This is a genomic window from Gallalistipes aquisgranensis (assembly GCF_014982715.1).
Lineage (GTDB): Bacteria > Bacteroidota > Bacteroidia > Bacteroidales > Rikenellaceae > Gallalistipes > Gallalistipes aquisgranensis.
Genome location: NZ_JADCJY010000001.1, coordinates 1623582 through 1639990, shown reverse-complemented (window position 1 = coordinate 1639990; position 16409 = coordinate 1623582). Strand labels below are relative to the sequence as shown.

The 16409-nt window shown below is 61.0% G+C and carries 12 protein-coding genes; all 12 read left to right on the top strand.

The window, feature by feature from the left end:
• Positions 1–3: 3 nt before the first annotated feature.
• The 12 genes from murI to INF32_RS06585 all read left to right on the top strand — a co-directional run bounded on the left by murI (position 4) and on the right by INF32_RS06585 (position 16406).
• Entirely contained in the window at positions 4–786 is a 783-nt protein-coding gene (gene murI / locus INF32_RS06640) for a glutamate racemase (protein WP_226387574.1), read from the top strand.
• 62 nt (positions 787–848) lie between these two features.
• Positions 849–3647, top strand: coding sequence for an FtsK/SpoIIIE family DNA translocase (locus INF32_RS06635; protein ID WP_226387573.1), 2799 nt, complete (start codon positions 849–851; stop codon positions 3645–3647).
• Positions 3648–3681: 34 nt separating this feature from the next.
• Entirely contained in the window at positions 3682–4317 is a 636-nt protein-coding gene (locus INF32_RS06630) for a LolA family protein (RefSeq protein WP_226387572.1), read from the top strand.
• A 143-nt stretch (positions 4318–4460) separates the two neighbouring features.
• Entirely contained in the window at positions 4461–6989 is a 2529-nt protein-coding gene (gyrA, locus tag INF32_RS06625; protein ID WP_226387571.1) for a DNA gyrase subunit A, read from the top strand.
• 30 nt (positions 6990–7019) lie between these two features.
• The gene (locus INF32_RS06620; RefSeq protein WP_226387570.1) at positions 7020–8330 is read left to right on the top strand and encodes a tetratricopeptide repeat protein; all 1311 of its coding nucleotides are present in this window, start codon (positions 7020–7022) and stop codon (positions 8328–8330) included.
• Between the two features lie 111 nt (positions 8331–8441).
• On the top strand, positions 8442–9893 hold the full coding sequence (gene sufB / locus INF32_RS06615) for a Fe-S cluster assembly protein SufB (protein WP_394368320.1): 1452 nt from the start codon (positions 8442–8444) through the stop codon (positions 9891–9893).
• Positions 9894–9982: 89 nt separating this feature from the next.
• Complete coding sequence (gene sufC / locus INF32_RS06610) at positions 9983–10732, top strand: Fe-S cluster assembly ATPase SufC (RefSeq protein WP_226387569.1); 750 nt, start codon at positions 9983–9985, stop codon at positions 10730–10732.
• 3 nt (positions 10733–10735) lie between these two features.
• Entirely contained in the window at positions 10736–12046 is a 1311-nt protein-coding gene (gene sufD / locus INF32_RS06605; RefSeq protein ID WP_226387568.1) for a Fe-S cluster assembly protein SufD, read from the top strand.
• Between the two features lie 2 nt (positions 12047–12048).
• Complete coding sequence (locus INF32_RS06600) at positions 12049–13266, top strand: aminotransferase class V-fold PLP-dependent enzyme (RefSeq protein ID WP_226387567.1); 1218 nt, start codon at positions 12049–12051, stop codon at positions 13264–13266.
• 74 nt (positions 13267–13340) lie between these two features.
• Entirely contained in the window at positions 13341–14030 is a 690-nt protein-coding gene (locus INF32_RS06595) for a dTMP kinase (protein WP_226387566.1), read from the top strand.
• A gap of 12 nt (positions 14031–14042) precedes the next feature.
• On the top strand, positions 14043–15224 hold the full coding sequence (locus INF32_RS06590) for a DoxX family protein (RefSeq protein ID WP_226387565.1): 1182 nt from the start codon (positions 14043–14045) through the stop codon (positions 15222–15224).
• Between the two features lie 117 nt (positions 15225–15341).
• A complete protein-coding gene (locus INF32_RS06585) occupies positions 15342–16406 on the top strand; it encodes an efflux RND transporter periplasmic adaptor subunit (protein WP_226387564.1) in 1065 nt (354 codons plus the stop codon).
• The last annotated feature ends 3 nt before the right edge of the window (positions 16407–16409 follow it).

Below are 16409 nucleotides of genomic sequence, written 5' to 3'. Positions count from 1 at the left end.
CCGATGAACGATGCGCCGATAGCCGTATTCGATTCCGGATTGGGGGGACTTTCCGTCTGGCGGGAGCTTCGCAGGAAACTTCCCCGGGAGTCGCTCTGCTATTTCGGCGACGGCAAGCATTGTCCCTACGGGCCGAAGCCCCGGGAAGATGTGATCGGATATGTGGACGAGGCGGTGCGGATGCTGCTCGGCCGGGGTGCCAAAATGGTGGTCGTGGCCTGCAATGCCGCGACGGCCGCTGCGATCGACTACCTGCGGGCACGCTACGAGGTGCCGTTCGTGGGTATGGAGCCGGCCGTGAAGCCGGCGGCGCTCTCCTCCGAGAGCGGCGTGATCGGGGTGCTGGCCACGGCCGGAACCCTGAAGGGACGCCTCTACCGGGAGACGGCCGCACGGTATGCCGGCCGGGTGAAGATACTGGAGGCCGTGGGCGAGGGATTCGTGGAGCTGGTCGAGGCGCACCGGGAGGAGAGTCCCGAAGCGGTGGATACCGTGAGGCGGGTGGTGGAGCCCATGCTCGAGGCCGGGGCCGACCGGATCGTGCTGGGGTGCACGCACTATCCCTTCCTGACGGGAGCCCTGCGCCGGGTGATCGGCGACCGTCGGGTGACGCTCGTCGATCCGGCGCCCGCCGTGGAGCGGCGCGTGGCCCAGTTGCTGGAGGAGAGGGGGCTGGCCGCCGGGGAGAGCCATGTGCCGGAGTACGGTTTTTTCACCGCATCGGACGAGGCCTACCGCCTCGGGATCGTCTCCAAGAGCGAACAGGCCTTGCGGCTCGATTTGTGAGGAGAGTGCGGTTGCACGGAAATAAAGATTAACTTTGAATCGTTTGATTTGAAACGGACCGGATGATTCCGGCGAATAATATGGTGGTGAAAAAAGGAAAGGGCGCCGAGGAGCCCGCGAAGGAACGCAGGGGACTGACCGACAACCAGCGGTGGGTCTATGGCTTCACGCTGCTGTTTTTTTCGCTGTTCGTGCTGCTGTCGGTCGTCTCCTACTATTTCTACTGGGCCGACGACCAGGGGGCCGTCCGGGGCGGTTCGCTCTGGGAGGGAGACGTGGCGGTGCTCAACAACGGCGGCAAGGTCGGCGCCCTGCTGGGCCATTGGATCGTGGGAGAGTGGTTCGGTCTCTTCGGGATCGCCATCCCCGTGGTGCTGATGATCCTCTCGTTGCGTATCATGCGCTACCGTCCGCTCTTCCTGCGCAAGTCCGTCCGCCTGTCGCTGATCGTGATGATTCTCGGTTCGCTCTCTCTCGGATTTCTTTTCGGGTCGAAATGGGCCGTTTTCGGAACGGGGTTGGGCGGTGCCCACGGTATCCTGATCTCCGGATGGATCGCCTCGTATCTGGGCGGTCTGGGAACCGGTCTGCTGCTGTTGCTGGCGTGGGTGCTGCTGGCCGTCTATGTCAACCGAAACACGATCCGCGTGGTGAACCGCGTGGGAAAGGAGATTCTGGACAACGGTGCCAAGGTCGGGGAGGCCGTGACGCGTCAGGCGGCCGACCTGGTGCCGCATATCGGTCTGGGAAAGGGGGGGAAGGAGACTCCTTCCGGAAAACTGCCGGCCGCAGGCGGGGAGAAGAGTGCTGCCGTATCCCGTCCGCAGCCGGAACGAAGTGCGGAGCCGGAACCCGAACCGGTGCCGGTCGGCCCGAAGGAGATTCCGCTGACGCCGGAGGCCGTGCGCAGCGGGTTGCTGGACGACGTGCTGGTGGTCGACAAGAAGATCGAGGGCGATTCCGGCTTCGAGATCACCGACCTGCGGGAGCGGCAGGAAGAGGAGGACGGCGTGTTCAAGGTGGTCCGCGTGAAGGAAAGCGCTGAGGAGAACGGAACGGCTGCGGTGCCGGAGCGTGCGGAAAGCGGGGACGGGGGGGCCGAAGTGATCGACCTTACGGAAGGAGGCGAAGGTTCGGAACAGGAGCCGGAGCCCGCTCCGTGGGAGGAACGGACCCCGGCGGCGGGGGACGGTTTCGAGATCGTGGAGAAGTCCGATGCGGCGCCCCTGTCGGTTGGCGGAGTGGTGGAGTCGGCGGCCAACGGACGTTTCGTGAAGTCGGACGACGGCATGGAGATCGTCGTGGCGGCCAAGAAGGACGTGCTGCTCGAAGACGACGAGATCGAGAACAGCCTCTACGACCCCACGCGGGAGCTTTCGAAATACCAGCGTCCTCCGGTCGAGATTCTCGAGGACCACAGCGTGGACGTGCGGGTGACCGAGGAGGAGATATACGAAAACAAGAACCGCATCATCGAGACGCTGGAGAACTTCGGCATCAGCATCCAGAAAATCAAGGCCACGATCGGTCCTACGGTCACCCTTTACGAGATCGTGCCGGCTCCCGGCGTGCGCATCTCCAAGATCAAGAACCTGGAGGACGACATCGCCCTAAGCCTCTCGGCGCTCGGTATCCGCATCATCGCCCCGATGCCCGGCAAGGGAACCATCGGGATCGAGGTGCCCAACAAGGACAAGGAGGTGGTGTCGATGTATTCGGTCATCAAGTCGATGAAGTTCCAGGAGTCGAAATACGACCTGCCCGTCGTGCTCGGGAAGACGATCCAGAACGAAACCTACGTGATCGACCTGGCCAAGATGCCCCACCTGCTGATGGCCGGGGCCACAGGACAGGGCAAATCGGTGGGTCTGAACGCGATCCTCGCCTCGCTGCTCTACAAGAAACACCCCTCCGAGCTGAAACTGGTGCTGGTCGATCCGAAAAAGGTGGAACTGACGCTTTACGCCAAGCTGGAGAAGCATTTTCTGGCGAAAATGCCCGGCGAGGACGATGCCATCATCACCGACACCCACAAGGTGATCTACACGCTCAATTCGCTCTGCATCGAGATGGACAACCGCTACGACCTGCTGCGCAAGGCCGAAGTGCGGAATATCAAGGAATATAACGAGAAGTTCACCAAACGGAGGCTCAATCCCGCGAAAGGACACCGTTTCCTGCCCTATATCGTGGTGATTATCGACGAGTTCGCCGACATGATCATGACCGCCGGACGGGAGATCGAGACGCCGATCGCCCGGCTGGCGCAGCTGGCCCGTGCCGTGGGTATCCACCTGGTGATCGCCACCCAGCGTCCTACGACCAATATCATCACGGGGCTTATCAAGGCCAACTTCCCTGCGCGGATCGCTTTCCGGGTGACCTCCATGATCGACTCGCGCACGATTCTCGACCAGCCGGGGGCCAATCAGCTGATCGGCCGCGGAGACATGCTCGTCTCTACGGGCAGCGATGTCACCCGCGTGCAGTGTGCCTTCATCGACACGCCCGAAGTGGAGCGCATGACCGAATTCATCGGCAACCAGAGAGGGTACCCTTCGGCCTATGAACTGCCGGAATATACGCCCGAGGATGGCGGCGGTCCGGTGAAGAATGCCGACATGGGGCAGCTCGACCCGATGTTCGAGGAGGTGGCCCGTTTCGTGGTGCAGAACCAGCAGGGGTCGACCTCCTCCATCCAGCGCCGTTTCTCGATCGGCTACAACCGGGCGGGGCGGATCATGGACCAGATCGAAGGCGCGGGCATCGTAGGGCGTGCCGAGGGCAGCAAGCCGCGCGAAGTGCTCATCAGCGACATGCAGTCGCTGGAGATGCTGCTTTCGAATCTGGGGCAGCTCTGACCCGGGCAGAACACGTTAAAATCGTTCGGACAAGATGAAAAAGTGTATTTTGATGACCATGCTGTGTCTGACCGCCGTTGTTGCGGGGGCTGACGAACGCTCGTCCGCTCTGCTGGACCGGCTCTCCTCCCTGATCGGGGGATACGGCAACTATCGGGTGGAGTTTACGGTGTACGTGCCCGGCCTCGCGCCTCAGCAGATAGAGGGGTATTACCTGGTGAACGGGGACAAATACTATATCACCGTGGAGGACCGCGAGATTTACTGCGACGGCAAGCTCAAATACGAAGTGAGCGGTGCCGACCGGGAGGTGACCCTCGACCGGGTCGATCCCGCCGACCGCAATATCCTCTCGAATCCCACGCGCGCCTTCGAGTTTCTGGACGGGGCCTTTACGCACGCTTACCGGGGCGAGGCGACGGCGGACGGCAAACGTTGCGACGAGGTCGTGCTGCACCCTTCCGACAAAACGTTGGGACTTAGTGAAGTGACGCTGGATGTGGACCGTGCGACGGGCCTGCCCGTGAGACTCTCCTACCGGCTGGAGGGGAGCGATGCGCCGATAGGGATCGGCATCGACCGGATCGTTCCCGGCGCCGCGGCCGACCCGGCCGTTTTCGTCTTCGACCGCAGCCGCTACAAAGGGTTCGAGATAATAGATTTTCGATAGAAATTTTTTGCCGTTCGATAAATTATCAGTACCTTAGCACAGTTATAGACGGGACTTTCCGGCGTATCGGCGGCACGATCGGGGCCGGACGGGGAAAGGTCCGTGACGTTCGGAAGTAAACTATTGGTTGTCACTTAAATATTATGTCAGAAGAAGGAAAGATCATTAAGATCAATATCGAGGAGGAGATGAAGACCGCCTATATCGACTATTCGATGTCGGTGATCGTCTCTCGTGCGCTGCCCGATGTGAGGGACGGGCTGAAGCCGGTTCACCGCCGGATTTTGTACGACATGAGCAACGAACTGAATCTCTACTCGGATAAACCCCATCGTAAATCGGCCCGTATCGTCGGCGACGTGCTGGGTAAGTTCCACCCCCACGGCGACTCGTCGGTTTACGACGCCATGGTGCGCATGGCCCAGGAGTGGAGCATGCGCTATCCGCTGGTGGACGGGCAGGGTAACTTCGGTTCGGTGGACGGCGACTCGCCGGCCGCCATGCGTTATACCGAGGCCCGCATGAAGAAGATCGCCGACGAGGTGATGGCCGATATCGAGAAGGATACGGTGGATTTCACGCTCAACTTCGACGATACGATTCCCGAGCCGACCGTGCTGCCCACGAAAATTCCCCTGTTGCTGGTCAACGGAACGTCGGGTATCGCGGTGGGTATGGCGACGAACATGCCGCCCCACAACCTCTCGGAGGTGGTGGACGCCACGTGTGCCTATATCGACAATCCGGAGATCGAGGTGGCCGACCTGCTCAAATACGTCAAGGCTCCCGACTTCCCCACGGGCGGTATCATCTACGGCTACGAAGGGGTGCGCGAGGCGTTCGAGACGGGACGCGGCCGTGTGGTGATCCGGGCCAAGTCGGAGATCGAGCATACCCACAGCGGACGTGAGTGTATCGTCATCACCGAGATTCCCTACATGGTCAACAAGGCCGAGATGATCAAGAAGATCGCCGACCTGATCAACGAGAAGAAGATAGAGGGCATCTCCTACATCAACGACGAGAGCGACCGGAGCGGTATGCGTATCGTGGTGATCCTCAAACAGGATGCCGTGGCGAGCGTCGTGCTCAACACGCTCTATAAATACACGCAGCTCCAGTCGGTCTTCCCGGTAAACAACATCGCTCTGGTGGACGGACGGCCCGTGATGCTGAACCTGAGGGATCTGATCCACCATTTCGTACGGCACCGTCACGACGTGGTGGTGCGCCGTACGCGGTACGATCTGGCGCAGGCCGAGAAACGGGCCCATATCCTGCAGGGATTGCTGATCGCCCTCGACCATATCGACGAGATCATCTCGATCATCCGGGGATCGGATACGCCCGACATCGCCAAAGCCTCCCTCATGGAGCGTTTCGGGCTGAGCGAGGCGCAGGCGTCGGCCATCATCGAGATGCGGCTGCGGGCCCTGACCGGTCTGGAGCGTCATAAGATTCAGGACGAGTACGACGCCCTGTGCAAGATGATCGAATACTACAACGAAGTGCTGGCCAGCGAACCGCTCCAGATGAAAATCATCAAGGACGAGTTGCTGGAGATGAAGGAAAAATACGGCGACGAACGCAAGACCGAAGTGGTCTTCAGCGCCGAGGAGTTCAATCCGGAGGATTTCTATGCCGACGACGAAATGGTCATCACCATTTCGCACATGGGATATATCAAACGCACGCCGCTGGCCGAATACCGCACCCAGAACCGGGGCGGGGTGGGAGTCAAGGGCAGCGCCACCCGGGACGAGGACTTCATCGAGCATATCTACGTCACCACGATGCACAACACGATGCTTTTCTTCACGGAGAAGGGGCGTTGCTACTGGCTGAAGGTCTATGCCATTCCGGAAGGCACGCGGGCATCGAAGGGCCGGGCCATCCAGAACGTGATCCAGATCGAGCCGGACGACAAGGTGCGCGCCTATATCAACGTGCGCCGCCTGGACGACAAGGAGTACGTGGACAACAACTATATCGTGATGTGCACCAAGGAGGGCGTCATCAAGAAGACGAAACTGGAGGCCTATTCCCGTCCCCGCCAGAACGGTGTGAACGCCATCACGATCAAGGAAGGCGACGAACTGATCGACGCGGCGCTGACCAGCGGGCACGCCGAGATACTGATCGCCGCCCGGGAGGGCAAGGCGATCCGGTTCCCGGAGAATACCGTGCGGGCGATCGGACGGACGGGTGCCGGAGTGAAAGGCATCAGTATCGAGGAGGGCGACGAAGTGATCGGCATGGTTTGTGTCGAACCCGAGAACAAGAAGGATATTCTGGTGCTGAGCGAGAACGGATACGGCAAACGTACCGATCTGGACGACTACCGGATCACCAACCGGGGCGGAAAGGGCGTGAAGACGATCCAGATCACGGAGAAGACCGGCAAGCTGATCTCCATTCAGGCCGTGGACGACGAGAACGACCTGATGATCATCAACCGCAGCGGTATCACGATCCGCACGGCCGTGACGGATATCCGTCTGGCCGGCCGGGCGACGCAGGGCGTGAAGGTGATCAACCTGCGCAACGGCGACCAGATAGCTTCGGTGATGGCCGTGCCCAAGAGCGAAGAGCCGGAAGAGGCTCCTGCCGCCGAAACTACGGAAAATCAGGGGGAAGGAGCGGCGAGTGCTCCGGAAACCGCCCAGGAATAAACGATTAACAACAACTAAAACGCAACGGATATGAAACGGACACTTGTAATGGCAGCCATGGCCCTTTTGGTATCGGCTACGGTTGCACAGGCTCAGATGAAGGTCGACGAGGAAGGTATCAAGAAAAAACTGGCCAAATCGGACGCCGATATTCAGAACCCCAAAAAGAATGCGAAGCCCGCTACGTGGATCACCCGCGGAAAGGCCTATTACGAAGCCGCCACGGCGCCCACGGCCGGCCTGTATGCCGGAATGGACGAAAAGGCCGCGACCATTATGTTCGGCAAGCCCAAAACCTCTCCGAAGCAGATCGGCGATGTGAACTACAAGTCGCTGCGCTTCCCCTATTTCCGCGCCTATGCGGACGACAAGGGGCAGATCGTGATGTGGGAGCAGACGCTGAAGCTGGCCGAAAACCCGCTGGGAACCGCTTACGAAGCCTATGCGAAGGCGTATGAAATGGACAAGAATGCCAAGGTGAAAGACGACATGGAGGCGTTGGTGAACGCTTACAAGCAGGATGCCCAGAACGCCTATTCGCTGGTCAAATACAAGAATGCGGCCAGCCTGTTCCGCAAGGCGTACGACATTGAGAAACATCCCGCACTGAACCGGATCGACACGGCCGCCATCTTCAATGCCGGCTACCTCTACACGATGGCCAACGACTACAAGAACGGTGCGAAAAACCTGAAGGTCGCCAAGGACCTCGGTTACGAGAACAACGGCGACATCTATTACCTGATGTACTATTGCTACAACGGGATGAAGGATACGGTCAATGCCAAGCAGATTCTGCTGGACGGTCTGGCCAAGTATCCCAAGAACACCAATATCGTGACCTACCTGCTCAGCTTCTACGCCAACGGAGGCGGCGATCCGCAGGAGATCATCCCCATCGTGCAGAAGTCGATCGAGAACGATCCGAAGAATCCCGATCTGTGGAGCGGTCTGGGCCGTATCTACGATAAGCTCGGTCAGCCCGACAAGTCGATCGAGGCCTTCGCCAAGGCGGCCGAACTGATGCCGAAGGATTTCGGCGCCCATTTCAACCTGGGGCTTCTCTACATCAAGAAGGGTGACGAGATGAACAAGGAGATGAATGCCCGTCAGTACGATAGCCAGAACGAGTACAACGAGGCGCTGGCTGCCGTCAATGCCGTGTATGCCAAGTCTATCGCTCCGCTGGAACTGGCCCTCGAGCTCAATCCGAAGGAACCGGCTACGGTCGAACTTCTCAAGAACGTATGTTTCCGCCTGCGTGACGAGCCGGGCATCATGGAGAAGTACAACAAGTACAACGAAATGTTCAAAAACATGCCGCAGCAGCCCGCTCAGTAGGGGTGTGACGGCGGACTGTACGGAGGGCAGGAGCATATCCTGCCCTCCTTGTTTATTTTTGGTGAAAATTTTGCACTCTCTTTCCAGATCATTAACTTTGCCATCTATTGCATGAGTATGGAAGATCAGAATCAGATACTGAACGATATCACGGGGCAGGAGTACAAATACGGCTTCGTGACCGACATAGAGACCGACACCATTCCCCGGGGCCTCAGCGAGGAGATCGTGCGGCTGATTTCGGCCAAGAAGGGGGAGCCCGAGTGGATGACCGAGTACCGACTGAAGGCCTATGAACACTGGAAGACGCTCACGATGCCCTCTTGGGCCCATCTGGACATTCCGGAGATCGACTATCAGGACATCATCTATTATGCCGCGCCCCGCACCGCGCCCAAGTACAGCAGCCTGGACGAGGTGGACCCGGAGTTGCTGGCCACGTTCGAGAAGCTCGGCATTCCGCTCGAAGAACGGATGGCGCTGGCCGGGGTGGCCGTCGATGCCGTGATGGATTCGGTGTCGGTGAAGACCACTTTCAAGGATACACTCTCCGAGCTGGGTATCGTCTTCTGTTCGATGAGCGAGGCGATCCGGGACTATCCCGATCTGGTGCGCAAATATCTGGGCAGCGTGGTGCCCTATACCGACAATTTTTTCGCCGCCCTGAACGCGGCCGTCTTTTCCGACGGTTCGTTCTGCTATATTCCCAAGGGGGTGCGCTGCCCGATGGAACTGAGCACCTATTTCCGGATCAATGCGGCCGGGACGGGACAGTTCGAACGGACGCTGATCGTGGCCGACGAGGCCGCCTATGTGAGCTATCTGGAGGGATGTACGGCGCCCCGCCGGGACGAAAACCAACTGCATGCCGCCGTCGTGGAGATCGTCGTGATGAAGGATGCCGAGGTGAAGTATTCCACGGTGCAGAACTGGTACCCCGGCGACAAGGACGGCAAGGGCGGAATCTACAATTTCGTGACCAAGCGGGGAATCTGCCGGGGCGAAAATGCCCGCCTGTCGTGGACGCAGGTGGAGACCGGATCGGCCATCACCTGGAAATACCCCAGTTGCATCCTGGCCGGGGATAACAGCGTGGGCGAGTTCTATTCGGTGGCCCTGACCAACAACTTCCAGCAGGCCGACACGGGAACGAAGATGATCCATCTGGGGCGCAATACCCGCAGCCGGATCGTATCGAAAGGCATTTCGGCCGGCCGCAGCCAGAACAGTTACCGGGGGCTGGTGAAGGTCTCGCGCAAGGCCGAAGGCGCTCGCAACTATTCGCAGTGCGATTCGCTCCTGATCGGCGACCGCTGCGGGGCGCATACGTTCCCCTATCTGGAGGTGGAGAACAAGAGCGCCGTGGTGGAACACGAGGCCACGACCTCCAAGATCAGCGAGGACCAGCTTTTCTACTGCAACCAGCGGGGGCTTTCGACGGAGGATGCCGTGGCGCTGATCGTGGGGGGCTATGCCCGGGAGGTGCTCAACAAACTGCCGATGGAATTTGCGATCGAGGCGCAGAAACTGCTGTCGATCAGTCTGGAGGGCTCCGTCGGATAGCGGCTCTCTTCCGGCCGGAGACGGCTGTGTCCGGGCGACCGGGCCGGAGGGGAAACGGAAAACAGGAAAAATGATAAAACTATCGAGATATGTTGGAAGTCAAGAACCTGCATTGCAGTGTGGACAATAAGGAGATTCTGCGGGGCATCGACCTTTCGGTGCGGGCCGGGGAGGTGCATGCCATCATGGGGCCCAACGGTTCGGGAAAGAGTACGCTGGCCTCGGTGCTGGCCGGGAACGAAAAGTTCGAGGTCACCGGGGGCGAAGTGACTTTCGAGGGGATGAACCTGCTGGAGATGAGTATCGAGGACCGTGCCCGGGCGGGACTTTTCCTCGGGTTCCAGTATCCGGTGGAGATTCCGGGGGTCAGCATGGCCAACTTCATGAAGGTGGCCGTCAACGAGCGCCGCAAGTACCTCGGTCTCGATCCGCTCTCCTCGACCGATTTCCTGCGTATGATGCGCGAAAAGGGGAAGATCGTGGAGTTGGACAGCAAACTGACCACCCGGGCCGTGAACGAAGGGTTCTCGGGAGGAGAGAAGAAGAAGAACGAGATTTTCCAGATGGCGATGCTCGAACCGAAGCTGGCCATTCTGGACGAGACGGACAGCGGACTGGACATCGACGCCCTGCGGATCGTGGCTACGGGCGTGACCAAACTGCGCCGGCCCGACAATGCCACGATCGTCATCACCCATTACCAGCGTCTGCTGGACTATATCGTGCCCGACTACGTGCATGTGCTCTACAAGGGACGGATCATCTATTCCGGCACGAAGGAACTGGCCCTGAAGCTCGAAGCCGAGGGCTACGACTGGCTGATCAACCAATACCAATAGGCCATGAACCGATCTGTGGAACAACGGCTGCTGGACCTCTATATCGCCAATGTGGATATCGTGGGCGAGGGTTTTCCCGCAGTCCTGAACGGCCAGCGGCGGGAGTATATCGAGGCGTTCAATCTGGCGGGTATCCCCGGAAGGAAAGACGAACGCTACGGGTTGAGCGACCTGAAAACGCTGTTCGGCAGCCGGGAGTGGGAACACTACTTCACCCCGGTGCGGACGGATTCCCGGCGGACGGAGAATTTCCCCTCGGCCCGGTACGGAATCGAGGTCGGCAACGGCTTCTGCCCGGAGGGCGCGGGGTTGCGGCGGTTGGAGAACGGAGTGGTGTACGGCTCGCTCCGGGTCGCCCTGCAGGAGGGTGAGGGGCTCGCGCTTCCGTACTACAACACGGTCGCAGACAACAAGGGGGCATCGCTCACGGCGCTCAACAGCGCATTCATGCAGGACGGCAGTTTCGTCTGTATCCCGGCCGGCGTGCAGTTGGACGAGCCGATTCTTATCGAACACCGTTATGCGGCCGGAGACGAGGATGTGATGGGTTTCGGCCGCACGCTGCTCGTTTTCGGGGCCGGATGCCGGGCCCGGATACAGTTCGTCCATACGGGCGGGCGACCTGCAGGAGGTTCCTGTCTGGCCGACTACATCCGCGAGGTGTGTGTGGGCGAAGGTGCCGACGTCCATCTGACCGAGGTGTGCGATTTCGCGCAGGGCAGCCATCTGCTGCTGGGCAGCTACGTGCGGCAGGAGGCCGGGAGCCGCTGCGAGATTCATACGGTGGACCTGGGGCGGGGAACCGCCCGGCTCGACTACACGACCGATCTGACGGGCCGGGAAGCCGAAGCGCGTCTGTACGGTCTCTATCTGCACGGCGGGCGGGAACGCTGCGACGTGGGGGTGACCGTCAACCATCTGGCACCCGAATGCCGCAGCTACGAACTGGTCAAGGGGGTGGCTTCCGGCGAGGCCGAGGGCTCCTTTACGGGACGGGTCTACGTGGCGCAGGACGCCCAGCGGACCGATGCTTTCCAGCAGAGCCGTAATCTGTTGTTGAGCCCTGCGGCGCATATCTACACGCGCCCCCAGCTGGAAATCTATGCCGACGACGTGAAATGCAGCCACGGGGCTACCGTGGGACAGCTCGACACGGAGGCGATCTACTACATGCGCCAGCGGGGTATCGGGCTGGAGGAGGCCCGGCGTCTTCAGTTGCACGGTTTCGTGAACGACATTATCTCCCATTGCTGCTGCGAGGGCTTCTGCGACTGGATGACCGCGCAGGCGGAAAACAAAATAGCGACGATATAGCGATGCTCGATCTGGAGAAAATACGGGCCGATTTTCCGATTCTCGGCCGTTCGGTACACGGCCGTCCGCTGGTCTATCTCGACAGCGGGGCCACGGCCCAGAAGCCGCTGCGGGTGATCGGGGAGGTCGACCGCCTGCACCGCGAGCTGAATGCCAACGTCCACCGGGGCGTTCATTATCTGAGCGAGGAGAGTACGGCCCTTTACGAAAAGGCCCGCGAGACGGTGCGGGCCTTCATCGGTGCCGGAAGCCGTTCGGAGGTGGTCTTTACGGCGGGAGCCACGGCCGGAATCAATCTGGTGGCTTACAGTTTCGCCGAGCGTTACATCGGCCGGGGCGACAACGTGATCGTCTCCGAGATGGAGCACCATTCGAACATCGTGCCCTGGCAGCTGGTCTGCGAACGAAAGGGCGCCGAGATACGGATGCTCCCGTTCGACGACGACGGGCGGCTGGAGGCGGAAAAGCTGTCGGAGCTGATCGACGGCCGCACCCGGATCGTGGCCGTCACGCAGGCTTCGAACGTGCTGGGCACGCGGCCCGATCTGCGGCGCATCATCGCCGAGTGTCATGCGGCCGACGTGCCCGTGCTGGTCGACGGGTGCCAGGGCATCGTCCACGGCGGGGCGGATGTCGCCGCGCTGGACTGCGATTTTTATGCCTTTTCGGGGCATAAGCTTTACGGGCCGACGGGCGTGGGCGTGTTGTACGGGAAGGAGAAATACCTTGCCGAAATGCCCCCGTTCATGGGGGGGGGCGACATGGTGCAGACCGTGACGTTCAACGGAACGACCTATGCCGAGCTGCCGCTCAAGTTCGAAGCGGGTACGGCCAACTATATCGGGGCCATCGGCATGGCCGAGGCGATCCGCTACCTTGCCGGGTTCGACCCGCAGGCCGTGGCCGAACACGAACGGGCCCTGCTGCGTTATGCCACCGAACGGTTGCAGGCGCTGGACGGTGTGCGGATTTACGGCACGACGCCCGACAAGTGCTGTATCGTCTCCTTCACGGCCGAGGGTACCCACCCCTCGGATATAGGCATGATCCTCGACAAACTGGGGATTGCGATCCGCACGGGAACCCATTGTGCCGAGCCGGTGATGACCCACTACGGGCTGACCGGAATGTGCCGGGCCTCGTTCGCCCTCTACAATACGCTGGCCGAGGTGGACGCATTGGCCGACGGGGTGGAGCGGGCGCTGGCCATGCTGCGGTAGTGGCCGGCGGAAAAGGGATGTTCAACGGACGGACCGGCGGAGGCCGGTCCGGAATGATAAAACTACTGACGACTATGCCACTGGTTGTATTGGAAGGTCTGGACGGAGCGGGAAAATCGACACAGGTGCGGTTGCTGCAGGGCCTGCTCCGGGAGCGCGGTTTCGGATGCGAGTACCTCCATTTTCCGCGTTTCGACGCACCCGTTTACGGGGAGCTGATCGCCCGTTTCCTGCGGGGCGAGCTGGGATCGGTGGAGAGCGTCGATCCCTATGTGGCGGCGTTGCTCTATGCCGGCGACCGGGCCGATGCCGGACCGATGATCCGCGGATGGCTCGATGCCGGGAAATTCGTGATTCTCGACCGCTATGTCTATTCCAACGTGGGCTTCCAGTGCGCGAAACTCACGGGGGAGGCCCGCGAAAGCCTGCGCCGCTGGATTCTCGATCTGGAATTCGGCTACAACCGTCTTCCCCGGCCCGACCTTTCCCTCTTCCTCGACGTGCCGTTCGAGTTTACGCGCCGCCGCCTCACCGAAGCCCGTCAGGGCGACGACCGCGATTATCTGAAGGGGGGCGAGGACATACACGAAGCCGATCTCTCCCTGCAGGAGCGGGTGCGGCAGGTCTATATCGACAGTGCCCGGTGCGATCCCGGCCTGCAGGTGGTGGACTGTTCGGACGGAGCCGGAGGCATGGATGCTCCCGAACGGATTTTCGCCCGCATCGCCGCGAAGATCGCTCCCCTGCTGGAAAGAAACGAATGATGTAGCGAAGATATGTCCCTCCGCCGAAAAAATCCTGCGATCCTTGTCTTCCGTCTCATCCTGGCGGCCGTATTCCTCTTTTCCGGTTTCGTGAAGGGTGCCGACCCGTGGGGGACGGCCATCAAGTTGGGCGAGTATTTCTCCGCCTTCGGGCTGGGAGGTGCGGGCGATGTCACGTTCGTGCTTTCCGTGCTGCTTTCGGCCGTGGAGATGACCCTCGGCCTGGGCCTGCTTTTCGCGGTAGGCCTGCGTCCGGTGGGTTTCTGTACGTTCTGGTTCATGACGGGGTTCACGCTGCTGACCCTCTGGATCGCGCTGGCCGATCCGGTGGCCGACTGCGGCTGTTTCGGCGATGCGGTGAAACTCACCAACTGGCAGACCTTCTGGAAGAACGTCGTCCTGTGGCCGATGAGCGCCGCCGTGTGGCTGTGGGCCCGAAGGGGGCGGAAAGGTTCCGGAGGGGGGTATGCCGATCCGGCGGCAGTCTATGTCCGGTCGCTGGGCGGCATCCATGCCGGACGGGGCGATAACTGCCGGGGCACCCGCAGACGGGATGTCGTGCTGCTCGTCCTGTTTTTCCTCCTTTCGTGCGGGGTGGGGGGATATGCCCTGCTGCACCTGCCCGTGATCGATTTCCTGCCGTTCCGTGTGGGAGTGAATATCCCGCAGGCGATGCAGGTTCCGGAAGGCGGGGATACGGAGACGACACTCGTTTACCGGGACCGGTTCGACGGCAGCGAACACGAATTCACCCTGAACGACACCGTGTGGTACGATACGGTGCGTTGGGAGTATGTCGATACGCGGATCGTCACCGGGGAGGCGGGCGTTCCGGCTGTCCGGGAGTTCGCCGTTTTCGACGCCCGGCAGGACGTGACCTCCGACGTGCTGGACGATCCGGGCCGTGTCTGGCTGCTCTGTGTCACCGATCCTGCCCGTGTGAAGGGACGTTGTCTGCTCGGTCTGGAACAGGCTGCCGCCCGGGCCCGGAAGGAGGGCGCGCGCGTGCTTTGCGTGACGCCCGCACCGCTGGAGGGGCCCTCCGTGATCCGGCTGGGTGCCGAACGGGTTCCCTGTTACAATATCGACGGCACGACGCTCAAGACCCTGCTCCGGGCCCGGGCGGGCCTCGTGGTGCTCGAGGGCGGTACGATCGTGGAGAAGCGGAACTGCCGCGATCTCCCGCTCCGGTAGCCTTCCGCTCCTAAAGGGGTACATATCTGCCTCTTCCCGTTATTTCAAACGGTTGTTTTTCTTGTCGTTGGCATGATTGTTGGCGCTTCTTTCCCCCGAAAGAAACGATCCTGAATCATGTCCGATATGCTGCGTCCTCCGATTTTGCTTTTTCTGCTCGTCCTTGCCGTCTCCTGTGCCCGAGAAGTGGAACGGGCTCCTGTCGTACGTCCCGTGAAGGTCTTCCGGGTACACTCCATGGGGTATATCAACCAGGATTACGCCGGCATGGCCGTGGCCGACCAGGCGACCAACCTGGCTTTCACCGTTTCCGGCCAGATCGTGGCCCTCAATATCGAGGAGGGGAAACGGATTCCGGCCGGCTATGTGATCGCCGAGATCAATCCGCGCGATTTCCGGCTGTCGGTCGAGTCGGCCCGTTCCGCGTACGTTACGGCGCAGGCACAGTTGCAGCGCAGCAAGCGGCTCGTGGAGCAGCAGGCCATTTCGCAGCAGGATTACGAGATCGCCCGGACACAGTATGCCGAGGCGAAGGCGGCTTACGAGAATGCCGAGGGATTGCTCTACGACACGCGTCTGCGGGCTCCGTTTCCCGGCGTGGTAGAGAAGCAGTACGTGGACAATTACCAGCGTGTCGGGGCGGGCGAATCGGTCGTGAGGCTGGTGCGGCCCGTCACGCGCAAGGTGCGTTTCACGATGCCGGAGAGCGGACTGTCCCTGCTGCGGGAGAGGGACAAGCATTTCACTGTCGAATTCGACAATTACCGGGGCGTGGAGTTCGCCGCCGTGCTCAGGGAGTATGTGCCCACTTCGCTGGAGGGGACGGGCGTGCCCGTTTCCCTCGTGCTCGACGATCCGCGTCTGGCCGGAAACGACAGCCTCTATGTCATCACGCCGGGCATGTCCTGTACCGTCAATCTGCGGATCGACAATCCGGCCGAAGCGCCCGAAACCTCCGTCCCCGTGACGGCCGTTTTCACGCCCGACGGGAGCGACCGGCCCTGTGTCTGGATCGTGACGCCGGACCGGACGGCGGAGCGCCGGGAGGTGATCCTGGGCGAACTGTTCGGCACCGACCGGGTGATCGTGCGCAGCGGGCTCTCCCCGGGCGACGAGGTGGTGACCGCGGGGGTCTACCAGATACGGGAAGGGGAGACGGTGAAAATCCTGAAAACGAACTGAGCC